The sequence below is a fragment of the Virgibacillus ainsalahensis genome (assembly GCF_055380755.1).
This window is the reverse complement of the sequence record NZ_AP043943.1, coordinates 1,356,559-1,380,242: the sequence shown is the minus strand read 5'-3', so window position 1 is coordinate 1,380,242 and position 23,684 is coordinate 1,356,559. Positions and strand designations below refer to the sequence as shown.

The following is a 23,684-nucleotide window of genomic DNA, read 5'->3' as shown; positions in this document are numbered from 1 at the left end:
ATTTTTTTATTCACTTTCAATCTCAAGCAGTTGTAATCTTAGTTGGTTCAATCGCTCTTTTGCTTTTATGATTTTTACATTATCATTAGCTTTCAGGGCATCATATAGTGTTACAAGTTCATAATCAATTTCCATACGTATAACTGGCAGCTTTTCTTCCGCTTCTTTTCGTCTCAATGCCTCCATTACATATTTCAAACTTTCCACACCCTCTCAGATTACTTTTTAATATGTTTATGATATTTTTGCAATTTGGTTCAATAATTTTCTGAAAATCAATTATTTATTTATTAACATTCCCCAAACTTTCTAGTTTCTAAACATATTTGGAAGTATTCCTTGACTTGATTTCATTAATAATTAATAATAATTATTACAAACAAGGATGCTCATTTATGGAAAGGATGAATAAAATGACATTTAAAGGTTTTACAAAAAAAGATTTTGATACATTTTCAATAACTGGTTTGGAAGGGAGAATGGAAGCAATTCAAACTCGAATTCAGCCTAAATTCCAGGAGATAGGAACGGAATTGGTTGATTATTTATCTGCACAGTTAGGTAATGAAGTTTATTTACACATCGCCAAACACGCAAGAAGAACGGTAAATCCACCTAATGACACCTGGTTAGCAATAGCCGATAACAAACGTGGATACAAAAAACACCCACATTTTCAAATTGGTTTGTTTGATGATCACGTATTTATTTGGCTTGCTCTCATTTATGAGCTGGATCATAAAAAAAAGATCGCTGAAACTTTCATTAACAGCTTTGATGAAATGAAGCAGCTTCCTGATAATTTTGTTATCTCACTGGATCATATGAAAAAAGGATCCATAAAACTGGAGGAATTGCAATTAAAAGATGTGGAACGTTTTCGTGATGTCAAGAAATGTGAATTTTTAATTGGAAGACATATAACTGAAGGCGATCCCCTACTTGAAGACGGCAATAAGTTTATTGAAACAGTTAAAGAAACATACGACAGATTGATTCCCTTTTATCAAAAAGCATTACGTTCTAAATAAAATTGAATAAGGCAATGTTCCGTCAGCGGACACTGCCTTATTTCATGGAGATGGTATTATCTTTTATTTCCCTTGCTTTCTTAACCGCTTTGTAACTAGAATACCCGGAAGCTGTTTCAAATTCGGCAAATAGTGTTTTTTCTTCGCTTTTGGATGGAACAATTTCCTTCAATTTGCGATATAGAGCTAATAAGTCTTTACGGTTCGCCTGATTCTCATATGCTTGTTCAATTAAATTGAAAAAATTAACAACATGAATGATCTCTTCTTTTGTCCATGTTTCATCAATTGGATAATGATAATCCATACATTCACCCCATCTCTTTCGTCCATTTTTTCTTTATCGTTTCTGCTTCTCCTATTATCGTTTGGATTAACTCTTCCACAGTCGGTATATCATTAATTCTTGCAGCACCCTGACCTGCCCAGCCAAATCCTTTTGTTTCATCTCCTTCAATGATGTAGTTTTTATTTGCCTGACCGCTTATATAATCTTTTAATGACTCATAGCCCTGCTCCATTTTTTCTACTTCAAGAATTTGCTTTGTCCATTGATTGTTTAATGCTCTTGCAGGAGCACCAATAGATCGCTTGATAACTACCGTTGCATTTTCATCTGCATCCAAAATGGCCTCTTTATATTTTTTGTGAGCATCCATACATTCAGTTGTTGCGATAAATCTAGTTCCCATTTCTATACCTTCTGCACCAAGGGCAAATCCAGCCATCATACTCCGTCCATCCACAATTCCTCCGGAAGCGATAACTGGTATGGACACATGATCAACTACCTGTGGTGTTAAGACAAGTGTTCCCGTGTCACTGCGTCCGAGATGTCCCCCTCCTTCCTGGCCAACTACCATCACAGCATCTGCACCCAACTCTTCAGCTTTTTGTGCTTGTCTTCGTGAAGCAACCAGTATAAGCTTTTTAATGTTATGTCCTTCAACCATATCTAATACACCTTTTGGATTACCTCCTGTAACGGAAATAACTGGAACATTTTCCTCAATCGCCACCTGTACCATATCTTCAAACGGGCGGCCATGCTGCCCAATTGCATAATTTATTCCAAAAGGTTTCGATGTAAGCTCCTTTACTCGTTTGATTTCTTCTCGCAGACTCCCTGTATCTGGCAAGCTCATTGCAGTAATCTGTCCTAATCCGCCGGCATTGGAAACTGCTGCAGCTAAATCAGCATAAGCCAAGTGTGCAAGTCCTCCCTGAATAATTGGATATTCAATATCTAACAGTTCTGTTACCTTCGTTCTCCAAGTCACCATTTATTCCCCCATTTATGTAATGATATTGTTATCTTATCACTATTATGTTCATTCAGCTAACGTCTTAATTTAACAACTCTGAACATGAATGATTTCATAATAAATGATATCGTAATATTTTGTGCTTTACATGCAAATAAAAAGAGCTGCAATCATTATGCAACTCCTATACAAAGTTATATTTATTTGCCGTTACAAGTAGGACATGACCCATAAAGTGTAGTTACTTTTTCTTCTTCAAATGTATCAATAACTTCCTGACAATCCTGGCAAACGATTGTTCCCACGTGGCCCAACTCCTTTTTGATTAATTATGTTATCTTAATGTCATTATAGTATGACACATTTAATTTTTCAACCCTATTTAGTATAATATTTTAAAAAATGTGTTATTTCCATTGTTGAAATATACATAAAATAGCTTCCCAATCATTGGGAAGCTATTTTATAATTAATAATTCTTTTATGGAGTTTTAATTAATTTTGGATCAACCATCTCAAAACCCTTATCCCGTAACCCTGTTACAATATCCCCCAGAGCCTCGGCTGTCCACTCCCTGTCATGCATTAACAGGTTTGCACCTGGTTTAAGTAATGAATAGGGTACGTCCACTTCCGGAGCCTCACCCGAAATCATAGCTGTTGCCAGTTTTTCAGCATCCATGTAAGGTTCAAAATAATCATAACCATATGTCCAGTTCATCACTGTCATGCCTTCATCTTCTGCAACCTGTATAGCATAATCTGTATTCGCGCCGTGGGGAGCCCGGAAAAAGGATGGTCGTTCTCCAATGATTTCTTCCACACGATCGTTAAGGCTTATAATTTCTTCCTTTTGTTCGCTTTCTGAAACCTCAGGCAATGTCACATGACTATATGTATGGTTACCAATTACAAAGCCCATGTCATGAATTTCCTTTAACATCTCTTCTTCTTCAGGTGTGTCCAAAAAATGTCCATTCACAAAGAAAATTGCATTTGCATCAAGGTCTTTTAAAGTTTCTGCCATTTCTACTGCATGGGTGTCAGGTGCATCATCTACCGTTAAAAGGACTACATCTTCATTTGTTTCTTCATTAATTGGTACAACAGACCATGTATCCGTAGAAATCTTGTATATAGCTTCCTGCTCTTCTATTTCTTCTTCATCTGTCTCTACTTCTTCCTTATTTTCTTCCGTTCCAGCCTTTTCTTCCTTATTTCCTTTTGAATTACTGTCCTCTGTTTCTTCATTTTCTCCAGTGGAAGAAGAGTCTGTTTCACTCGTCGATGTTTCCTCCGTGTTATTGCATGCAACCAAAATAAATAATAGTGCAATAGTGAGATAAAATAGGCCTTTTTTCATTTAAGTTTTCCCCTTCTTGTAAATATATTCCTCCGCTCATTATAAGGCAAATAAATAATTAGTCAATTTATGCCGACACACCTATTTAGGCCATAAATTAAGAGTATTTAAAGTAAATCATATCTTAACCCACTCCCTCAGAGGGGGTTTAGTTCTTCTTGTATCGGGTAATTCAGACATAGTGGTTATAATTTTCCCACTAGGGCAAACTTAACGTACCTTGCATCGAAAAATGCTGAAACGTTGCCCATCGTATGTATTGTTGTGGCACCATTATTTTTGCATCCCTGCCGTATTTAAGTGTAAGGAAACCTTAATGAAAGAAAACAGGAATAAAATCGTGCCGGGGGTAAAAAATAACCACACTTACCAATCAACGTACAGTCTGCCCGCTCCAAGAATAATGGTATAAGAAAAAGAGTAGAGTTACGTAATAGCTGACGATGCAGAATTATAATAATTGAGGGGTGGTCCAAATTTGATACTATTTTAAAAGCTATTCTGAGAGAAGCCTTTATAATGCCGTAAAGACAAATTTCATGTTTGTCAATGTCAAAAAAATTGACATGTTGTCTACTTATGTTATACTGCAAGGGTTTGACATAAAATTGTAGGGAGGTCTTATTATTAAATCCAAATCGATTACATCTGTTTTTTGGTTATCTATTGCTATAGTATCCGTATTTATCATTTGGGGAGCTTTTTTCCCTGCAAATGTAGATTATGTATTAGGCCTGATTGATGGTTTTATTTCGAATACATTTGGCTGGTTTTACTTGTTGGTTACTACAGGGTTCGTTTTGCTAGCATTGTTTTTGATCTTCGGGCCATATGCAAAAATCAAACTTGGTAAGCCGGATGACGAGCCGGAATATAGTTATTTTACCTGGTTTGCGTTTCTGTTCACCGCCGGTATGGGGGTCGGTCTCGTATTCTACGGCGTGACGGAACCTTTAACACATTATTATTCACCTCCGTCTGCTGAACCTGAAACGGTAGCTGCTGCGGAAGAGTCCATGCAATACACCTTATTCCATTGGGGATTCCATCCATGGGCTACATACGCGGTGCTTGCATTGACATTGGCTTATTTTAAATTCCGCCACCGTGCTCCTGCTTTGATCAGTTCTGCATTTGCACCACTGATTGGCGAGCGATCTAAGGGCGGTTTGGGTATTGCCATTGATACACTGGCCGTTTTTGCTACTGTATTTGGTATTGCAACATCTCTCGGGCTTGGCGCGACACAGATTACAGCCGGTTTAAGCTATACCTTTGAAGGTATTGAAAATACATTGATAACCAATCTAATTGTCATTTTAGTTATCACAGTATTATTTATGCTTTCTGCATCTACAGGCATTAACCGGGGTATCCGGTACCTGAGTTGGGCAAATATCGTTCTTGCCATTGCATTGATGGCCTTTGTATTTATTCTTGGATCTTCTGTACAAATGATGGAGTCATTTACAACAACCATGGGTAATTATTTGCAAAACCTTCCGAGCATGACGTTGGGCATGAATACATTTACCGGTGAAAGAGACTTCCTTAATGCATGGACACTCTTTTACTGGGCTTGGTGGATCGGCTGGTCGCCATTTGTTGGAACCTTTATTGCACGGGTTTCCAGAGGAAGGACAATTCGCGAATTTGTCCTCGGCGTAACTGCTATACCGGTAATATTCAGTGCCTTCTGGTTTTCTGTCTTTGGAATTGCCGGATTGGAAATGAATGCAGCTGAAGGTGGCATTATCCACCAGTTAATGAATGAAGTGGGAAATGAAGTAGCGTTATTTGCATTTCTTGAGTCACAACCTATGGCAGCTGTTGTCATCGGTGTCGCAGTGCTCTTGATTACATCCTTCTTCGTTACCTCTGCCGATTCCGGTACATTTGTGCTCGGCATGCTGACAACAGGAGGCAAGTTAAATCCAGGCGCAGGCGTAAAGCTTGTCTGGGGGGTCATCCTTGCCGGAACTGCTGCGGTTCTGTTGTGGTCCGGTGGGCTGAAGGCACTTGAAATGGCCATGCTTATTGCAGCATTCCCGTTTGCGATTTTAATGGTCTTTATGTGCATTTCTCTCATAAAAGCACTGAAAAGCGAACATGGCATTTTGATGATGGAAAACAAACAGCGCGAACATGATCCGAAGTTCCGCGAACTTCAGCGGAAAGAACTAAGGAGAATGCGAGAAGGATTTGAGAAAACACTTCCTGATGCAGAGAAGGAAGAAACAGAAGAAAACGAAAAAGAATCATAAACACAAAACTGTCCGGTAAAAGAGCCGCTAACTCTAATCCCGGACAGTTTTTTAAATAGATAAGAATTTATAAATATTTGACAACATACCCATTCCTTATCAGTAAACGCCTCGTCAGCTCCAGCGTCTCCCCCCCTCAGGTCAAAAACTGCGAACTTCCTCATGCCTTAGGGTAATCACGCTTCCTGAGCTTTTGTTCAAGCTAGGGTGTGATAACGTTCTGCTACTCGATTAGGTTCAATAACCAAGCGAAACCGAAAAATTTGTCATTCTTTCCAGTCCTACCTTCTTAATCTGACCTCTAGAAAGCGCAGGAAAGTAAAAACGTCTCTAGGTTTGATTGACCACAATTGAGATCCAGTTAGCTTTTCTTAAATGATCAAAGACTCTCTGCAAACTCATTGTTAAGGAAACACTTCTTATTCGCAGACGTAAAAAAACTCCCCAGGTAGTGCCTACCACTGGGGAGTTTTTTTAAAAATTATTACATACTATGGATTGGGGTTCCTAAAGCTACCTCTGCAGCTTCCATTGTAATTTCACCTAATGTTGGATGCGCATGTACAGTTAAGGCAATATCCTCAGCGGTCATGCCTGCTTCAATAGCTAATCCAACCTCCGAAATCATATCACTGGCATTTGGTCCGGCAATTTGTGCGCCAATGACTAAGCCATCATCTTTACGGGTAATCAGTTTAAGGAAGCCATCACTGTTATTCAATGATAAAGCACGTCCATTTGCCGCAAATGGGAATTTAGCAGCTTTTACGTCATAACCAGCTTCTTTTGCTTCACTTTCTGTATAACCGACAGATGCAAGCTCAGGATCTGTAAATGCAACAGCTGGCATACCAATGTAATCTATTTCAGATTTTTCACCACTGATTGCTTCTGCAGCTACTTTACCTTCATAAGATGCTTTATGAGCAAGCGGGAGACCTGCTACAATGTCTCCTATCGCATAAATTGTATCAACGTTTGTACAACCTTGCTTATCGACTTTAATCAAGCCTTTATCATCCATCTCCACGCCGGCTTGTTCAAGACCGATTTCTTCGGTGTTCGGACGGCGGCCGACAGTTACCAATACATAATCAGCTTCTACTGTCTCCTCTTTACCATTTGATTCATAGGAAACCTTCACGCCATCTTCAGATTCTTCTACACCTTTAGCCATTGCTTCAGTTACGATGCTAACGTTTTTCTTTTTCAAACGCTTTTTAACAAGCTGTGTCATTTGTTTTTCAAAGCCACCAAGAATATCTTTGGCACCTTCCAGAATGACAACTTCGGTTCCAAAATTGGCGTATGCTGAACCAAGTTCCGTACCGACGTATCCGCCACCGATAACTACCAGTTTCTTAGGGATCTCTTTAAGATTCAGTGCACCAGTGGAATCCAATACACGATCAGAGAATTTAAAGCTAGGGATTTCAATCGGTGAAGAACCAGTTGCAACAATACAATTATTAAACTTGTATGTTTGGGAATTTTTTTCATCCATCACTTTTGCAGTATTTTTATCTACAAAGTATACTTCACCTTTTAAAATATCTACTTTATTTCCTTTTAATAAACTTTCTACCCCTGATGTTAGTTTATTAACAACACCGCTCTTCCATTCCTGGACTTTTGAAAAGTCAACCGTTACATTATCTGTTTTAATTCCTAATTCTTCATGGCCTTGGGCATCTGCAGCCTTATGTCCTGCTTCAATCAATGCTTTAGATGGAATACATCCTACATTCAGACATACACCACCAAGTGCCCCTTTATCAACAATTGTAACTTTCTGTCCTAATTGCGCTGCCCTGATTGCAGCTACATATCCGCCTGGTCCAGCGCCTACTACTAGTGTGTCTACCTCTGTTGGAAAATCTCCTACTACCATAATTTACGCCTCCATCATAATTAATTGTGGATCGCTTAATAATCGTTTTATTTGATTTAAAGCTAATTGTGCTGTAGCTCCATCAACGATACGATGATCAAAGCTGAATGATACTGCGAGTACAGGTGCAATGACTACTTCCCCATCACGTACAATTGGTTTTTCAGCAATACGTCCGATTCCCAGGATTACAGCTTCCGGATAATTAAGAACCGGTGTAAACCACTGGCCACCAGCTGATCCGATGTTAGTAATGGTGTTGGAAGCACCTTTCATCTCGTCTGCTGATAGTTTACCACTTCTAGCTTTTTCTGCCAATTCATTGATTTCCTGTGAAACGCCAAAGATTGACTTGCGATCTGCGTCTTTAACCACTGGTACCAGCAGACCCCTGTCAGTATCTGCAGCAATACCAATATTATAGTACTCTTTATACACAATCTCATCTGTATCGTCATCAACCATGGCATTGATAATTGGATATTTTTTCGATGCTGAGACTAATGCTTTAGCAACGTAAGGTAAATAGGTTAATTTGATTTCCTGTTCCGCTGCAACTGCTTTAAATTTCTTACGGTGTGCCACAAGCTCTGTTACATCTACTTCGTCCATTAATGTAACATGTGGAGCTTTTGTTTTTGAATTAACCATAGCATTTGCAATGGACTTGCGGATGCCAGACATTTTCTCGCGGGTTTCAGGATACTCTGCTTTCGCCGCTGCCGGAGCAGTGGATTTTGTAGTTTCTTCCGTTTCTTTGGAAACTTCCGCTTCTTTTTGGTCACCACTCAAGAAACTGTCAATATCTTCTTTTAAGACACGACCATTTTTTCCAGAACCAGTTACTTCACCGATTTTAACATCATTATCACGTGCATATTTTCGTACAGATGGCATTGCGATAACACGATTATTATTCGATTCAGCAACATCATCGGCTGTTTTTTCTTCCTTGCTTTTTTCGTCTTTACTTTCCTTCTTGCTGTCTTCTTTATTTTCTTCAGCTTTTTCTTCTTCTGGTTCCTCTTCGTCATCTGATTCATAGCCTTCTGCATCAAATGTTATGAGCGTATCTCCAACGACCGCAACGGAACCTTCGTCAACGGAAATTTTTTTAACCGTACCATCCACCGGCGAAGGTATTTCAACAACAGATTTGTCGTTTTGAACTTCACATAAAACGTCATCTTCTGCAACTGTATCTCCTTCTTTTACGAACCACTTAACTATCTCACCTTCATGAATACCTTCACCAATGTCTGGTAATTTAAAATCAAACGCCATATTCACTACCTCCTATCATTTTAGTAATTCATTACTGTGTTTACTTTTTCTATAATGTCGTTATAATTTGGTAGCCATACTTCTTCAGCTTCAGAAAATGCATAAACCGTATCCGGAGCAGTAACTCTTAGAACTGGAGCTTCAAGATGTAAGATTGCTCTTTCCTGAATCTCTGCAACGATACTTGCTGCGATACCCGCCTGTCGTTGTGCCTCTTGTACTACAACTACATGATTTGTTTTCTTAACAGATTCGATGATTGTATCAATATCAATTGGTGATACTGTACGCAGGTCAATTACCTCTGCATCTACGCCGTCTTTTTCAAGCTCCTCTGCCGCTTTTAATGATGCATGAACCATTGCTCCATAAGCAATTAGCGTTACATCTTTTCCTTCACGTTTTACATCCGCTTTTCCTAGATCAACTGTATATTCATCTTCCGGAACTTCACCACGGAATGAACGATAAAGCTTCATATGCTCTAAGAACAGTACTGGATCATTATCACGAATAGCTGAAATCAATAACCCTTTTGCATCATATGGTGTAGAAGGGATAACCACTCTGATTCCAGGTTGTTGTGCAATTAACCCTTCAAGTGAATCAGCATGAAGCTCAGGTGTATGCACACCACCGCCGAAAGGTGCTCGTATTGTAACCGGAGAATGATGAGTTCCGCCTGTACGATAACGCATACGGGCCATTTGTCCACTAATTTCGTCCATTGTTTCAAAAACGAAGCCGAAGAACTGAATTTCCGGTACCGGACGAAATCCTTGAAGACCTAAACCAAGAGCCAAACCGCCAATTCCGGATTCCGCAAGTGGTGTATCAAATACACGGTCTTCCCCGAATTCATCCTGCAACCCTTCCGTTGCACGGAATACTCCACCGTTTTGACCAACGTCTTCACCAAATACCAGCACGTTTTCATCATTTTTTAATTCTGTGCGTAATGCATCAGTGATTGCTTGGATCATTGTCATTTGTGCCATGATCTACTTCGACTCCTTTTCTTTATATTCTTCCATTTGTTCTTGAAGATTCACTGGAAGTTCTTCATGCATATTTGAGATAAGGTCGGTTACCTTTTGCTTTGGATATTCGTCAGCTTTTTTGATTGCTTTTTTAATATCATCTTTTGCTTCTTCAATCACTTTGTTCTCTTCTTCTTCAGACCATAAATTATTTTCCTCCAGATATTTACGGAAGCGAACAATCGGATCTTTCTTTTCCCATTCTGAATCCAGTTCGTCTGTACGATAGCGCGTTGGATCATCTCCGGACATCGTGTGTGGACCATAGCGATATGTTAATGTTTCAATAAGCATTGGGCCTTTCCCGTCAATCGCACGGTCACGGGCATTTTTAGTTACAGCATATACTGCAAGTACGTCCATGCCGTCTACTTGAATTCCTTCAATACCAGCTGCCACTGACTTCTGAGCTAGTGTTTTTGCAGCTGTTTGTTTTTCAACAGGAACAGAAATTGCGAAGTAGTTATTTTGAACAAAGAAAATAGCCGGAGCTCCATATGCCCCTGCAAAGTTCATTCCTTCATAGAAATCCCCTTGTGATGTACCACCGTCACCTGTGTATGTTATTGCAACATTTTTTTGATCGCGCTTTTTGAATCCTAAAGCTACACCAGCAGCCTGTACATATTGGGCACCGATAATAATTTGAGGACTTAATGCTTTTAATCCCTCAGGCATCTGGTTTCCGTGATAATGCCCTTTAGAGAACAAAAATGCTTGATATAGTGGAAGACCTTGCCAAATAAGCTGAGGGACGTCACGATATCCCGGTAGAATAAAATCATCTTCTTCCAACGCAAATTGACTTCCCAATTGCGATGCTTCCTGTCCGGCCGTCGGTGCATAAAAACCTAAACGTCCCTGGCGATTTAGAGCTATCGAGCGCTGGTCCAATATACGGGTGTAAACCATTCTGCGCATAAGCTCTTTCAATTCCTCATCCGATAAATCTGGCATATCATCTTTATTGACAATCTTTCCATCCTCATTAAGAATCTGGAACATTTCGAACTGACTTTCAACACTCTCAAGTACGTGTTTCAAAATAGTTCACCTCTTCCTTTCCTTATATAGAATTTAGTATTTTCATTTCTAGCATGCCCAAATCAGAAAAAAATGTGTACATTGTTTCCTTTAGCTCCATTACCCTGTTTCGTTTTTTCTTAATCACTTAACGAAATTCTTTTTAAAACTGTTACATAATTTGCCCGGAATTAACTAGTACAATTTTTATCTAATTTGATAATAGCGTATAATTATATATTTAGTCAATCCCTTTGTTTATATAATTAATTTACATTAAAAGTTTCATTTTATTATCTCCCTTTCAATCTGTTATACTTAGATATTCAATCTGTATTATTACTTGTCGTACAAAAAAAGATAATAAAAGAGCTATATCAAAAATGATATAGCCCCACTTCTTTTTTCAACCTTCACTCACGTGAATATTATGCATCCTCCGATTCCGTGTCACTGGTTGAATTCTCTTCATATTCTACATTTATTTCCGCTGCGTCATAAAATTCTTGCTTTAATGCATTATACTCAACGGTTTCATTATTAAATTGCTCATTAGCATCAAGTATCTGCTGATAACTGTCATTAATAATCTTTATGTGGTCCGTCAAGGTCTCCTGTTCAAGCCCTTCCTCCTGCAGCATAGTATAAAGCTCTTTTTCCAATTCTAATGAACTTGTATATGCCGCATACAAATCGTTATAGGAACCGTATCGGTTATTCATTATTTCATACATGTTCTCTGCTTTTGCTTTTATTTCTTCATCTTCCAGATCCTCAATCAGACCCTCAGTTTTATTAAATTCTTCCTTTGAAGCTTCAATACTTTCCTTTTCCAACTCAATCTTATCAGCTCTTTGATCAATCACTTCAATCGCCTGCTGAGAAATTTCTTGTATTTGCTCGAATTCATCCATTCCCAGATCAGCAATCTGACTGTATAATTCCTGTTCCTGCCTTTCCAATTCAGTTATTTCACTTTGCTGCTGTTCAAAACCTTCCTCTAATTCAACTGCTTCTTCTAAATGATTATGTATTTGCATTTCAGCTGATTCGCTATTACATGCGGCTAAAATTAAAAAAAATCCTATCATAAGAAAGAAGAGTCCTTTTCTCCATAACATACTCAATTTGTCCCCCTTTGTATCTCAGTTGTACTATTTATTTTTTAGTATAACACAAAATAAGCATAAACTATTCTCTAAAATTTTCGGGGCTTACTATAGCAAATTTATGATTTATATGAATATGTTATGGTAATATATTAGATGCACTGATTTGAAGGAGTGATAGAAAATGATAACAATGAAGGATATCGTCCGTGAAGGGCATCCATCTTTAACGGAAGTTGCAAAAGAAGTAGAACTTCCAATAAACGATCAGGAAAAACAATTGCTTGAAGATATGATTATGTTTCTAAAAAACAGCCAGGATGAGGAAATTGCACAGAAGTATAAACTAAGAGCCGGTGTGGGACTGGCAGCACCACAATTAGGGATAAATAAACGATTGATAGCTATACACTTTGAAGATGCTGACGGTAATTTATATAGCCATGGATTAGTAAATCCAAAAATCATCAGTCATTCTGTCGGAAAATCCTATTTAGCTAACGGTGAAGGGTGCCTCTCGGTGGACCGGAACGTCGAAGGTTTTGTACCCAGGCACGCCCGGGTTACTATCAAAGCTACTGATCTGGATGGAAATCCAATAAAATTACGATTAAAAGGTTATCCATCTGTCGTTTTCCAGCATGAAATAGATCATCTGAATGGCATAATGTTTTATGATCATATTAATGAAGATAACCCATTTTCAGCACCTGAAAACGCCAAACCAATTGAATAAATATCCCAACAACAGCTACTTTAAAAGGCTGTTGTTTTTATTTGCAAACGTATAAAACTTACTTCATAAGTGAATGCTTTGACCTTTGGCGAAAATCCATGTTTTCTAATATAAAGAAAAATGTCTTTCCCATTTAACAAACAAACCAATTTTTTCTAGTTGAACACTCCATGTATAAGTTTTCCTTCTTTGTAAAAAATATAAACAATATATAGAAAGCGACGTTAATAAATAATATTTTTTAACAAATAAAGGATTTTTGTTTCAAAATTCCTCGACTCGTACTATACTATAAATAAGAGGGATTGGATCGGTAGAACGTTTTTGTTGCTTTTCTTAAACTTTCAGGAAGGAGATGTGTATCCACATGTTAAAACGCCTAAAAGAAAAGCTAAGGAAACGCTGGAAAGACTTTTTAGGCCAAGGACGTGTACCTACAACGTATAAAAAAGACTACCATTGATTGGACCAATCACAACAATCAGGGTGCCATGTATACACATGATTACGAAAAGCTTTAAACGGAAAAAAGTATTCAGAGCGGAATATAAATAACATCAAACAACAGTTTTGCTCCCGAGAGCATAGCTTATTTAAACAATTACAAAAACTGTATATAAAGAGAGACAAGGAGAGATGAAATGATTTATAAAGTATTATTTCAAGAATTACCCAACGAAATCCCTGTTCGCGAACGCACGAAAAGTATGTTCGTTGAAGCAGAATCCGAACGCGAGGTACGCAAGAAATTGAATGACAAAGAATATAACATCGAATATATCCATGCATTAGATGAAGCACATCTAAATTACGAGAAACAATCCGAAGATTTTACAGTGGAGAACGTCTAGGCCTATGAAATTTGTAAAAAATGATCAGACGGCCGTCTTTGCACTTGGCGGTTTAGGAGAAATCGGAAAAAATACGTATGGTATCCAATTCCAGGATGAAATTATTCTCATTGATGCCGGGATAAAATTTCCCGAAGATGAATTACTCGGAATTGATTATGTAATACCTGATTACACCTACCTTGTGCAAAACCAGGATAAAATCAAAGGATTATTTATAACGCATGGTCACGAAGATCATATTGGAGGTATTCCTTTTCTACTTCGTGAAATAAATATCCCGATTTATGCTGGAAAACTCGCAATTGGATTAATAAAAAATAAATTAGATGAGCATGGTTTATTAAGAAATGCCAAATTAAATACAATTCAAGAAGATGATATTATTAAATTCCGTAAAACTTCCGTAAGCTTTTTCCGTACCACCCACAGTATACCTGATTCATTTGGGATTGTTGTTAAAACTCCTCCTGGTAATATTGTTCATACCGGTGATTATAAGTTTGATTTCACACCAGTTGGAGAACCCGCTAATTTAACAAAAATGGCTGAAATCGGTAAAGAAGGCGTGCTTTGCCTGCTTTCAGACAGTACGAACAGTGAGGTTCCTGGCTTTACAATGTCAGAAAAAGTTGTTGGCGAAAGCATCAATGATATTTTCAGCCGAGTCGATGGAAGACTAATCTTTGCTACTTTTGCGTCAAATATCTACCGTTTACAGCAAGTAATAGAAGCTGCTGTGAAATATAATCGCAAAGTTGCTGTCTTTGGCCGTAGTATGGAATCAGCAATCAAACTTGGCCAGGAACTGGGCTATATTCAGGCACCCAAAGAGACATTTATTGAGTCCAATCAGATAAATCGTTTCCCTGCACATGAGGTAACTATCCTTTGTACAGGATCTCAAGGTGAAGCGATGGCTGCCCTATCCCGTATAGCCAATGGTACACACAGACAAATACAAATCATACCAGGTGACACTGTTGTATTCTCTTCCTCCCCAATCCCTGGGAATACAGTAAGTGTCGGCAGAACAATTAATAAATTATATCGTGCCGGAGCAGATGTTATTCATGGAAAACTGAGTAATATTCATACATCCGGTCACGGTAGTCAGGAAGAACAGAAATTAATGCTTCGCCTTATTAAACCAAAGTATTTCATGCCTATTCACGGGGAATACCGTATGCTGAAAGAGCATATTAAGCTCTCAGAAATGTGTGACGTAGACCCTGTAGATTCATTTGTTATGGATAACGGAGATGTTCTTGCGTTAGGAAAAGATAGCGCAGGGATAACAGGTAAAATTCCTTCAGGCTCCGTCTATGTAGACGGCAGTGGTATTGGTGATATAGGTAATATTGTTCTACGTGATCGCCGTATTTTATCTGAAGAAGGCTTAGTTATTGTTGTGGTAAGCATTGATATGAAAGAATTCAGAATTGCTTCTGGACCTGATATTATCTCACGTGGTTTTGTATATATGAGGGAATCAGAGGATTTAATAAATGAAGCACAGAAGCTTGTATCTTCTCATCTGGAAAAAGTCATGGAACGAAGAACAACACAATGGTCTGAAATAAAAAATGAAATTACCGACACAATTGCACCATTCCTTTATGAAAAAACAAAACGCAGACCGATGGTACTTCCGATTATTATGGAAGTATAAATATACTTTTATATCTGCAAAAAAAGTGCTATGGCAGGGTTCTCTCCCTGCCATAGCACTTTTTAATCTTCTATAACAAGATGTCTTTCAAATCTGGATATATCCTTATCAGCACCAATCACGATTAAAACATCATCCTCCCTCAACACATCAGTGGCACTAGGAGAAACATTAATATTTTCTCCTTCTTTGATAGCAACCACATTACATCCATAATTTGCCCGGATGTCAAGCTCAACCAGTGAATTACCGGCCATCTTTCTCCCAGCCTTCACCTCTACAATACTATAATCATCAGATAGTTCCAGATAATCCAAAATATTATTTGAGATGATATGGTGTGCAATCCTCCTGCCCATATCTCTTTCCGGGTGGACCACCTGATCTACCCCAATTTTATTCAAAATTTTCTCATGGTAGTCATTCTGAGCTTTTACAGTTATCTTTTTGATACCCAAATCTGTTAAAATCACAGTGGTCAGTATACTTGCCTGGATATTTTCCCCAATGGCTACAATGACATGATCAATATTTTTAATGCCAATTTCTTTTAGGGATGGTTCATCTGTTGAATCGGCAATAACTGCATGAGAAGCAATATTTTTAAACTCATTTACCTTGTCCTCATCATTATCAATTGCCAACACCTGCATACCTTCCTCACTTAACTCCTTACATATACTCCCGCCAAATCTGCCTAGTCCAATCACTGCAAAGTCTTGTTTCATAATCTTACCTCCATCACTCAGCTTTATTAACTATGATTATCATACATTATAAGCGAACGAATGCAAACGACCCAATGGGTTTTTTTGCCTGTAGTAACAATCTAAGCTAATCCTCCTGATTCCTTTGCTCTAGATCTATATAGTGAGCATATAAAAATGGACGGTCACATTGAATCATTAATACTTCAGTAAATCAGAATTTAAAAAAGAGCAACCTACTTGATCATAAGTTGCTCTAAACATTCTTATTATATGGCATCAAGCATTTGAAACTGTGATTTCACTAACCCAAAATATTTCCCTTGCTGTTTCATTAATTCATCATGACTGCCATTTTCTAATATTCTTCCATTTTCTAAAACGAAAATATTATCAGCCTCTCTAATTGTTGATAGGCGGTGCGCGATAATAATAGAGGTCCTCCCCTTCAACAGCTTTTGCAATGCTTGCTGTATTCTCACTTCTGATTCTGTATCGATACTCGCAGTTGCTTCGTCCAGAATAATTATTTTTGGGTTCGCAAGGAGTGCTCTGGCAAATGATAATAATTGCCTTTCCCCAGCTGATAATATATTGCCACGTTCTTCTACTTCCGTTTCGTAACTGTCTGCCAATCTTCTGATAAATTCATCTGCACCAACAACTTTCGCTGCATTGATGACTTCTTTATCCGTTGCATTCGGCTGTCCAAAGCGGATATTTTCCATGATTGTACCGGAAAATATAAACGTGTCCTGTAAGACAACACTAATTTGGTGTCTTAGTGTATTAAGCTGTACATCCCGCAAATCATAGCCATCAATTTTCACAGATCCTTTTGTCGGATCATAAAAACGACTGATTAAATTGGCAATTGTTGACTTTCCACTGCCTGTATGACCAACAAGTGCAACCGTCTGACCCTTTTTAATATCCAACGAAATTTCTTGTAAAGCAACCCGGTCTTCATTATAGGAAAATTGAACGTTATCGAATTCTATATTCCCTTTCATATCCGTATAGACATACGCATCTTTTTTCTCTTGAACATTTGGCTGTTCATCCAGATATTCAAATATACGTTCTGAAGAAGCCATCGCCATCAGTAGTTGATTATACATTTGTCCAAGACGAGAAATGGGTTCCCAGAACATCCCAAGGAAAAAGGCGAATGAGACAAATGTTCCGATTTGTATACTGCCATTTAATATTAGAAACGCCCCGTAGGCAATAAGTATAATCGTTCCTATAGCATTACTCATTTCTACAAGTGGACGAAACATGGCGCTTTTCTTTGTTGCCATCCGATATGCCTCAAAAAATCCTTTATTTAATTCATGAAAAAACTCTGCGTTTTCCTTTTCCTGCGTGAATGATTGCGTAATGCGAATACCCTGTAAACCTTCATTTAGATGTGAGTTTAAACGTGATTGATGAATACGCACATTCTGCCATGTGCGACGGATTTTCCTTCTGAGATTTGTCGAGATAAAGAACATGACAGGCAGTACAATCATGATCGCCAAAGCAAGTTCAGGGCTTAATACAAATAAGATTACGAGAATACCTATAAGCATGACTGTGTCCATCAACAGATTAATAATCCCATTTGTAAATAGTTCCTGTAATGAGTTTATATCATTCATTATCCGTACTAAAATAGAACCAGCTGAACGCGTATCAAAAAAACGATGTGACAGACGCTGAACATGGGAAAACAAATGCTGACGGATATCGTAAATTACATTTTGCCCGAGAATATTCACCCATTTGATGCGGTAGACATTACCCAGATAACTTAATAAATATAAAAAACCAATGCCTAAAACAAGGTATGTTAGTAAGGTTGGATCTTCATTAGCGATTGCAACGTCTATTGCAACTTTACCAACAAGAATTGGTACAATTAATCGTACTGCAGTTGAAATTAGCATTGCAATAATCGCTGCCGGCAGATATGTCTTTGAATAAGGCTTCAAGTATATAAGCAATCGGGTCAATTGCTTCCAATTAAAAGGTTTTTCTATTGCCTGATCAACGGTGTAGTGAAACCGCCCGAGATGTCGTTTTTTCTCATCTTCTTTTTTCTGATAGGCCATAAGGAAAGCTTCCTCCTTTCTTTTACGTTACTGTATTCATAATGGCTTCTCTATCCTGATATTGGATATTATATATACGTGTATATGGACCGTTCTTTCTTAATAACTCATCATGCGTCCCACGTTCAGCAACCTCCCCCTTTTCTAATACCAATATTTCATCAGCGTGTTTTAGTGAAGAGATGCGGTGAGCTATAATGAAAGTCGTTCTGTTCTTCATTACTTCTTTTAGTGCTTCTTGAATACGAAATTCTGTTTCCATATCCACGGCTGATGTAGCATCATCAAGTACCAAAATACTTGGGTTGATACAAATAGAGCGAGCAATTGCAATTCGCTGTTTTTGGCCACCAGAGAGACCCATCCCCCGTTCTCCAAGCAAAGTATCATACCCTTTTGGCATACTCATAATAAAATCATGGGCTTGTGCCCGTTTTGCTGCATCAATAATTTGTTCATCGGACATATCCGGACTTCCAAATGCGATGTTATCCCTGATGGAAGTTGAAAATAAAAAAGGTTCCTGTAATACAAAACCAATATATTTACGTAGAATCTTTAATTTATAATCAGACACCGGTCTTCCATCTACGAGTACTTCACCATGTTCCGGCTCATAAAAACGTGTAATCAACTGAGTAATACTTGTTTTTCCTGACCCCGTTGCGCCGATTAACCCGATCGTTTTTCCAGGTGGTGCGTTGAAGCTGATGTTCTTTAAGGCCGAATCATCATCCTTCATATATGTCAAGGTAACATTGTTAAACGTAACATGCCCCTTAATTGCTTCTTCAATTGCATTTTCCTGTTCAATAATATCTTCTTTTGCTTCTAAAATCTCAAGTAATCGTTCTCCGGAAGCTTTTGCCTGTGAAAATTGATTGATGACAAATCCTATATTCATCAGAGGTCCCAGGATATACCATACTAAACTAAAGAATGCTACTAATTCCCCTAAAGACAGATTTCCGTCAATTACTAAATATCCTCCAAAAGCTAGCAGTGCGACTACACAAGTATTTCCTATAAATTCCATTAACGGAAAATACTTCGACCAAATTTTAGAAGTGGCCAGGTAGTTTTGACGATAATTATCATTACTCAGGGAAAACCTGCCAATTTCAAACGCTTCTCTGGATAACGACTTTACCGTGTTCATTCCGCTGATATTTTCCTGAACCCTGGTGTTTAATTTTCCAAACGACTTTCGAATCGTCCGGAATGCCGGGTGTACCCGTCTATCAAATTGGAATACAACGATAGCTAAGAATGGCATGGCAGCCATCGTTACCAACGCTAGTGGTATAGAAAAATAAAACATGATACCCAAGCTGAATAAAATTAACAATGTGATATGAATCATCTCCGCGAAACCTACAGAAAGAAAAAAACGGAATCCTTCCACGTCTGCCGTTAGTCGTGACATAATATCGCCGGTTTTCGCATTGTCGTAATACTTAAATGATAAGACTTGCAGCTTTTCATACAGCTTATCACGGAGCTTATAAACCGTAGTAATTCCGAATAGATCACCTAAATATTGATAAAAAAAAGTACTGATACCTTTAATAGCCATTAACACGAAAAATATCACTGCAATATACGGAATCAATGTATATTGATCTGAGAGTACTACATTGTCAATCGTTTGTTGTAATACAATTGGATATATGACCGTAATCCCTGTCACAAATAATAAAAAGAACAATGACCAGAAGAAATATTTCCTGAAAGGCCAATAAAAATTCTTTAATTTTTTAAACGTATCCATACCATTTCCCTCCCCCGGATGTTTATTTCCGTAATTACTAATATAACGGGTATCGAAATAAATTTCCATATATTTTCCGCAATTTTTTAAAAATATTTTCTTTTGGGAAGAGAATAAAAAATGCCCTTGCTGCATAGCAAGAGCATATCGACAGTTTAATCATTAATTTATCCTATCCAGCATGCGTACGACACGCTTTTGAAGCAGCTGTGTTCTGCCACTTCCATCTTGCATATATCTCAATTCGCCATCTCTATCGAACAAATAGTAAGCAGGAACATACCGATTTTTGAATACACTGGACAGCCGATTCTCATTATCCACAAAAATCGGTTCAAGTATACCGATTTTTGTTGCAAGGCTACTTATTTCATCAAGTTCCTTATCTTTTTCAGAACGAGGCATATGAACCGCAATTACATTCAGTCTATCTCTATTTTCATCCCTCAGTTTATTTAGTTTGGGCATTGCTTTTTTACATAAATCACAGCTTATCGACCAAAAATGTATTAATGTTGGTTTGTTGCCTATGAGATCATTTCGCATTATTCCTTTACCGTTAAGCCAATTTGTTGCTCCGTCTAGCTCAGGCATTTGAGTTTTTAATCTCATATCAAAGCCCCCCTATATCACTAATTTGAATCAGCTCCTTTATAATATTCAATTCCAGCGAAAGGTTTCTTGAAAAATGATGAAATAAAAATAAATAAAAAAGGCTCCCATATCGAAAGCCCATTTTATCAGTTAAGAAAATATATAATTTTGGCGGCATATCAATTCCCTGTTAATATATGCCACGTCCAGCTCCAGCGTCTGCCCCTCAAGGCGAGACCTGACCTTTTATTCTCAGGTTATTTTATTATTTACCATTTGACAGACCTCATCTGCTGAAAAACCCTGTGCATTAACAACCGGCCCTGCTATACTCGTAGTAGACATACCCATAACATCCTTATCCTGCCCGGATATAATACAGCAGTCACAGTATGCTGTGTCGTCTGCTGAACGCAGATCGACTACTTCATGTCCCATCTCCATCAGTGCTTCTTTTACATCAGTTAATGTTTCTTCTACTCCAATTCTAGCCATGACTATTGCCTCCTCTATACATGGAAATTTACATATATAGTTTCTGCAATGATGTAAAAAGATATACAGAAATACGGCACTTATTTTGCTAGGGTATTAAAAACAGAGATTGATTTCATTAGCATCTTCCCTGGGAGTAGTCAATTGTCAGAAACGTAACCCATAAGCTGAATCTCTTTCAAGCCATAACACACACTACTTACCGGTAGTTACAACTGCACCTTCCAGCAATGGCAGGCAGAAAATTGCAGCTGAATTATAAAATTGCTTGCTGCAACTATCATATCCCTGGTTAAGCTCGTATTGTCCATTTCAATACCCTTGCTATTATATATCTGCAAGGGCGAGTGTCGCATCGTTAATCAATTGTATTTAGATATATATATATCCTTTTTTAATTCTTTTAAAATTGCTCTTCTCGTTAAGATTCCTTCAAAGTAGCCTTCTTCATCCGTAACACAGACAAACGCATGGTTAATGACAGCGTTTAGTCCATTCATGAAACTGGTTTCTTTGGTCAAACAAGGTATGTCATCATTCATTACTTCAACCACACGCATATCAGAGAGTTTTTCAAATTCAATATGCTTCAGTCCTAAAATTTGATTCAAAATGACCGTTTTCCCTATTGTCCCCACTAATTTGTAGGCATTATCCAAAACCGGGACAGCTGCGTAACCTGATTTGATTAACACAAGCAAGGCATGCTCTAGAGGATTATTTACTTGGACATGTGCAACTTTTTCTGAGGAAATCATCAAATCTTCTACGGTTATATCCGTTATTTGATTGTTCTCCGTGATACTCATTTTAGTAAACCCCTTTTTTACTCAGTCATAATAATAGACTTCCAGTAATTTCTAATTTGGACCTTACACCATCTTTTATTTTACCATACATATTATGAAGAAACACTATAGAAACGCTTCGATTGAAATAATCAGGAACTAACATTATAATATGAACATATGATCATATAAGATAGGAGTGAACATGTTGACATATCATCCAATTGATGAAAATTTAATCGAAAATGTTTCACAAGCTTTTAAAGCATTGTCAGATCCTACACGGATAAAAATTCTGCATCTGCTTTTTCACAAGGAATGTTCTGTAAGTGAAATAGCATTCCAGTTAGAGATGAAGCAGTCGACGATTTCACATCAGCTGAAATATTTAAAACAGCTGCGTTTAGTCAAAAATAGACGTGAAAAAACAATGTATTTTTATTCACCTGATGATTATCATGTGATGAATTTGCTTGAACAAGCAATAGAACATGCAAAACATACAGATTAGGAGGATAATTTATGGGTCATCATGATCATTCACATCATCATACAACCAGCAACACCCGTGTTCTTTTCTGGAGTTTCATTCTTATCTTTTCATTTATGATTGTGGAAGCAATTGGTGGTTTACTGACAAATAGTCTGGCATTGCTTTCAGATGCAGGTCATATGCTCAGTGATGCTGCCGCTCTCGGGCTGAGTCTAGTTGCATTTAAAATTGGAGAAAAACAAGCAACGCATAAAAAAACATTCGGTTACAGACGTTTTGAAATAATAGCTGCTTTTATAAACGGGCTAACTTTAATTTTTATATCCCTGTACATCTTCTATGAAGCTGTTCATCGATTTGCGAATCCTCCCGAGGTTAGTTCCGGCATGATGGCTATTGCCCTTATTGGACTCATCGTTAATATTGTAGTAGCAATGATGTTAATCCGCGGTGACTCAAAGGAAAACTTAAATATCAAAAGCGCATTGCTGCACGTAATGGGAGACTTATTGGGATCTGTCGGTGCAATTATTGCCGGTGTGCTGATACTGCTCTTTAATTGGAATATTGCAGACCCCATAGCAAGTATCATTGTTGCATTTCTTATTATAATCTCAGGATTACGAATTACAAAAGACGCGATCAATATATTGATGGAAGGTAAACCTGAAGGGATCAGTGTTGATAAAGTTAAGAAAGACCTTTTAACCTTAGACGGAGTGGAGGATATTCATGACTTACACGTATGGTCAATAACCTCTGAATTCCCAACACTAAGCTGTCATATCGTTGTCACCAATTCGACAGATAGAGATCAATTGTTAAAAAAAGCAAATCAGCTTCTTGAAGCAAACTTTCAAATCTCCCATTGCACTATCCAAATAGAAGGGTTAAACACACCTGTGCATGAAGGTTGTAACCCTTGCCATTAGAATGGCTGGATTATTGATTATATTCTTACAGATCCGCTTAAACGATTGTCATGAAAAAAACAGTAATTCCTCTATTAATGATTGATGGCTTTCATATGCAGCAAGCAAACAGCAAGGAACATTACGGGAGCCGTCTTTCATTTTCGTTCCCTTCTTTTCTCATTTACGGTACTCCCACCCTATGTTTTTTATAATTATATTATATTGTTTATTTCACATCGCGTCAAAAATTTGACAGACAATTATGATTTTTATTTATTACTCATATCATCTTCC

23 protein-coding genes and 1 pseudogene are annotated in these 23,684 nt (G+C 37.8%); 7 read left to right on the top strand and 17 right to left on the bottom strand.

Annotation, left to right across the window (positions count from 1 at the left end; all coding sequences use genetic code 11):
- Positions 1-6 precede the first annotated feature (6 nt).
- Positions 7-198, bottom strand: a complete 192-nt coding sequence (locus tag ACZ427_RS06515) for a hypothetical protein (RefSeq protein WP_461179784.1) — start codon at positions 196-198, stop codon at positions 7-9.
- Between the two features lie 215 nt (positions 199-413).
- Between ACZ427_RS06515 and ACZ427_RS06510 the strand changes: the two genes are divergently transcribed.
- Positions 414-1,031 carry a YktB family protein gene (locus ACZ427_RS06510; RefSeq protein ID WP_461179828.1) on the top strand — a complete coding sequence of 206 codons (618 nt, stop codon included), beginning with the start codon at positions 414-416 and terminating at the stop codon, positions 1,029-1,031.
- Positions 1,032-1,068: 37 nt separating this feature from the next.
- Here the strand turns inward: ACZ427_RS06510 and ACZ427_RS06505 are convergent, their stop codons facing one another.
- The 4 genes from ACZ427_RS06505 to ACZ427_RS06490 all read right to left on the bottom strand — a co-directional run bounded on the left by ACZ427_RS06505 (position 1,069) and on the right by ACZ427_RS06490 (position 3,659).
- A complete protein-coding gene (locus ACZ427_RS06505; protein WP_461179785.1) occupies positions 1,069-1,338 on the bottom strand; it encodes a UPF0223 family protein in 270 nt (89 codons plus the stop codon).
- Positions 1,339-1,342: 4 nt separating this feature from the next.
- Complete coding sequence (locus ACZ427_RS06500) at positions 1,343-2,314, bottom strand: NAD(P)H-dependent flavin oxidoreductase (protein ID WP_461179786.1); 972 nt, start codon at positions 2,312-2,314, stop codon at positions 1,343-1,345.
- 182 nt (positions 2,315-2,496) lie between these two features.
- Positions 2,497-2,601: a GapA-binding peptide SR1P gene (locus ACZ427_RS06495; RefSeq protein WP_461179787.1), complete on the bottom strand. Its 105-nt coding sequence runs from the start codon at positions 2,599-2,601 to the stop codon at positions 2,497-2,499.
- 176 nt (positions 2,602-2,777) lie between these two features.
- Positions 2,778-3,659: a polysaccharide deacetylase family protein gene (locus ACZ427_RS06490; RefSeq protein WP_461179788.1), complete on the bottom strand. Its 882-nt coding sequence runs from the start codon at positions 3,657-3,659 to the stop codon at positions 2,778-2,780.
- 665 nt (positions 3,660-4,324) lie between these two features.
- On the opposite strand from ACZ427_RS06490, the gene ACZ427_RS06485 reads away from it, so the two are divergent.
- Positions 4,325-5,923 carry a BCCT family transporter gene (locus ACZ427_RS06485; RefSeq protein ID WP_464883579.1) on the top strand — a complete coding sequence of 533 codons (1,599 nt, stop codon included), beginning with the start codon at positions 4,325-4,327 and terminating at the stop codon, positions 5,921-5,923.
- Positions 5,924-6,407: 484 nt separating this feature from the next.
- On the opposite strand, the gene lpdA is transcribed toward ACZ427_RS06485, so the two are convergent.
- The 6 genes and pseudogenes from lpdA to ACZ427_RS06455 form a co-directional block, all read right to left on the bottom strand.
- Positions 6,408-7,814, bottom strand: coding sequence for a dihydrolipoyl dehydrogenase (gene lpdA, locus ACZ427_RS06480; protein WP_461179789.1), 1,407 nt, complete (start codon positions 7,812-7,814; stop codon positions 6,408-6,410).
- A gap of 3 nt (positions 7,815-7,817) precedes the next feature.
- Complete coding sequence (locus tag ACZ427_RS06475) at positions 7,818-8,711, bottom strand: dihydrolipoamide acetyltransferase family protein (protein WP_461179830.1); 894 nt, start codon at positions 8,709-8,711, stop codon at positions 7,818-7,820.
- A gap of 222 nt (positions 8,712-8,933) precedes the next feature.
- Positions 8,934-9,098: pseudogene (locus tag ACZ427_RS06470) on the bottom strand (biotin/lipoyl-containing protein); the annotation flags it as partial.
- A gap of 20 nt (positions 9,099-9,118) precedes the next feature.
- A complete protein-coding gene (locus ACZ427_RS06465) occupies positions 9,119-10,096 on the bottom strand; it encodes an alpha-ketoacid dehydrogenase subunit beta (protein ID WP_461179790.1) in 978 nt (325 codons plus the stop codon).
- 3 nt (positions 10,097-10,099) lie between these two features.
- The gene (gene pdhA, locus ACZ427_RS06460; RefSeq protein WP_461179791.1) at positions 10,100-11,182 is read right to left on the bottom strand and encodes a pyruvate dehydrogenase (acetyl-transferring) E1 component subunit alpha; all 1,083 of its coding nucleotides are present in this window, start codon (positions 11,180-11,182) and stop codon (positions 10,100-10,102) included.
- A gap of 407 nt (positions 11,183-11,589) precedes the next feature.
- Entirely contained in the window at positions 11,590-12,282 is a 693-nt protein-coding gene (locus tag ACZ427_RS06455; RefSeq protein ID WP_461179831.1) for a YkyA family protein, read from the bottom strand.
- A 172-nt stretch (positions 12,283-12,454) separates the two neighbouring features.
- Here ACZ427_RS06455 and def point away from each other — a divergent pair, with 172 nt between their 5' ends.
- From def to rnjA, 3 genes are all read left to right on the top strand, one after another.
- Positions 12,455-13,006: a peptide deformylase gene (gene def / locus ACZ427_RS06450; RefSeq protein ID WP_461179792.1), complete on the top strand. Its 552-nt coding sequence runs from the start codon at positions 12,455-12,457 to the stop codon at positions 13,004-13,006.
- A gap of 641 nt (positions 13,007-13,647) precedes the next feature.
- Positions 13,648-13,857, top strand: a complete 210-nt coding sequence (locus tag ACZ427_RS06445) for a DNA-dependent RNA polymerase subunit epsilon (protein WP_461179793.1) — start codon at positions 13,648-13,650, stop codon at positions 13,855-13,857.
- Between the two features lie 4 nt (positions 13,858-13,861).
- A complete protein-coding gene (rnjA, locus tag ACZ427_RS06440; protein ID WP_461179794.1) occupies positions 13,862-15,529 on the top strand; it encodes a ribonuclease J1 in 1,668 nt (555 codons plus the stop codon).
- 62 nt (positions 15,530-15,591) lie between these two features.
- On the opposite strand, the gene ACZ427_RS06435 is transcribed toward rnjA, so the two are convergent.
- The 6 genes from ACZ427_RS06435 to cbpB form a co-directional block, all read right to left on the bottom strand.
- Positions 15,592-16,257 carry a potassium channel family protein gene (locus ACZ427_RS06435; RefSeq protein WP_461179795.1) on the bottom strand — a complete coding sequence of 222 codons (666 nt, stop codon included), beginning with the start codon at positions 16,255-16,257 and terminating at the stop codon, positions 15,592-15,594.
- A gap of 248 nt (positions 16,258-16,505) precedes the next feature.
- Entirely contained in the window at positions 16,506-18,335 is a 1,830-nt protein-coding gene (locus tag ACZ427_RS06430; protein ID WP_461179796.1) for an ABC transporter ATP-binding protein, read from the bottom strand.
- Between the two features lie 22 nt (positions 18,336-18,357).
- Entirely contained in the window at positions 18,358-20,106 is a 1,749-nt protein-coding gene (locus ACZ427_RS06425; protein WP_461179797.1) for an ABC transporter ATP-binding protein, read from the bottom strand.
- Between the two features lie 162 nt (positions 20,107-20,268).
- Positions 20,269-20,718 (bottom strand): TlpA family protein disulfide reductase, encoded by a 450-nt coding sequence (locus ACZ427_RS06420; protein ID WP_461179798.1) that lies wholly within the window; start codon positions 20,716-20,718, stop codon positions 20,269-20,271.
- A 234-nt stretch (positions 20,719-20,952) separates the two neighbouring features.
- On the bottom strand, positions 20,953-21,195 hold the full coding sequence (locus ACZ427_RS06415; protein WP_461179799.1) for a YkuS family protein: 243 nt from the start codon (positions 21,193-21,195) through the stop codon (positions 20,953-20,955).
- Positions 21,196-21,557: 362 nt separating this feature from the next.
- Positions 21,558-22,004 (bottom strand): cyclic-di-AMP-binding protein CbpB, encoded by a 447-nt coding sequence (gene cbpB / locus ACZ427_RS06410; protein ID WP_461179800.1) that lies wholly within the window; start codon positions 22,002-22,004, stop codon positions 21,558-21,560.
- Between the two features lie 184 nt (positions 22,005-22,188).
- On the opposite strand from cbpB, the gene ACZ427_RS06405 reads away from it, so the two are divergent.
- The gene (locus tag ACZ427_RS06405) at positions 22,189-22,494 is read left to right on the top strand and encodes an ArsR/SmtB family transcription factor (protein WP_461179801.1); all 306 of its coding nucleotides are present in this window, start codon (positions 22,189-22,191) and stop codon (positions 22,492-22,494) included.
- Positions 22,495-22,505: 11 nt separating this feature from the next.
- Positions 22,506-23,408 (top strand): cation diffusion facilitator family transporter, encoded by a 903-nt coding sequence (locus tag ACZ427_RS06400; protein ID WP_461179802.1) that lies wholly within the window; start codon positions 22,506-22,508, stop codon positions 23,406-23,408.
- Positions 23,409-23,684 lie beyond the last annotated feature (276 nt).

Coding starts and splice junctions, on each gene's coding strand:
- ACZ427_RS06405 (WP_461179801.1), top strand. CDS start 22,189: ATGTTGACATATCATCCAATTGATGAAAATTTAATCGAAAATGTTTCA.
- ACZ427_RS06510 (WP_461179828.1), top strand. CDS start 414: ATGACATTTAAAGGTTTTACAAAAAAAGATTTTGATACATTTTCAATA.
- ACZ427_RS06420 (WP_461179798.1), bottom strand. CDS start 20,718: ATGAGATTAAAAACTCAAATGCCTGAGCTAGACGGAGCAACAAATTGG.
- ACZ427_RS06465 (WP_461179790.1), bottom strand. CDS start 10,096: ATGGCACAAATGACAATGATCCAAGCAATCACTGATGCATTACGCACA.
- rnjA (WP_461179794.1), top strand. CDS start 13,862: ATGAAATTTGTAAAAAATGATCAGACGGCCGTCTTTGCACTTGGCGGT.
- cbpB (WP_461179800.1), bottom strand. CDS start 22,004: ATGAGTATCACGGAGAACAATCAAATAACGGATATAACCGTAGAAGAT.
- lpdA (WP_461179789.1), bottom strand. CDS start 7,814: ATGGTAGTAGGAGATTTTCCAACAGAGGTAGACACACTAGTAGTAGGC.
- ACZ427_RS06445 (WP_461179793.1), top strand. CDS start 13,648: ATGATTTATAAAGTATTATTTCAAGAATTACCCAACGAAATCCCTGTT.
- ACZ427_RS06430 (WP_461179796.1), bottom strand. CDS start 18,335: ATGGCCTATCAGAAAAAAGAAGATGAGAAAAAACGACATCTCGGGCGG.
- ACZ427_RS06400 (WP_461179802.1), top strand. CDS start 22,506: ATGGGTCATCATGATCATTCACATCATCATACAACCAGCAACACCCGT.
- ACZ427_RS06490 (WP_461179788.1), bottom strand. CDS start 3,659: ATGAAAAAAGGCCTATTTTATCTCACTATTGCACTATTATTTATTTTG.
- ACZ427_RS06425 (WP_461179797.1), bottom strand. CDS start 20,106: ATGGATACGTTTAAAAAATTAAAGAATTTTTATTGGCCTTTCAGGAAA.
- ACZ427_RS06505 (WP_461179785.1), bottom strand. CDS start 1,338: ATGGATTATCATTATCCAATTGATGAAACATGGACAAAAGAAGAGATC.
- ACZ427_RS06455 (WP_461179831.1), bottom strand. CDS start 12,282: ATGTTATGGAGAAAAGGACTCTTCTTTCTTATGATAGGATTTTTTTTA.
- ACZ427_RS06475 (WP_461179830.1), bottom strand. CDS start 8,711: ATGCCATCTGTACGAAAATATGCACGTGATAATGATGTTAAAATCGGT.
- def (WP_461179792.1), top strand. CDS start 12,455: ATGATAACAATGAAGGATATCGTCCGTGAAGGGCATCCATCTTTAACG.
- ACZ427_RS06500 (WP_461179786.1), bottom strand. CDS start 2,314: ATGGTGACTTGGAGAACGAAGGTAACAGAACTGTTAGATATTGAATAT.
- ACZ427_RS06435 (WP_461179795.1), bottom strand. CDS start 16,257: ATGAAACAAGACTTTGCAGTGATTGGACTAGGCAGATTTGGCGGGAGT.
- ACZ427_RS06415 (WP_461179799.1), bottom strand. CDS start 21,195: ATGGCTAGAATTGGAGTAGAAGAAACATTAACTGATGTAAAAGAAGCA.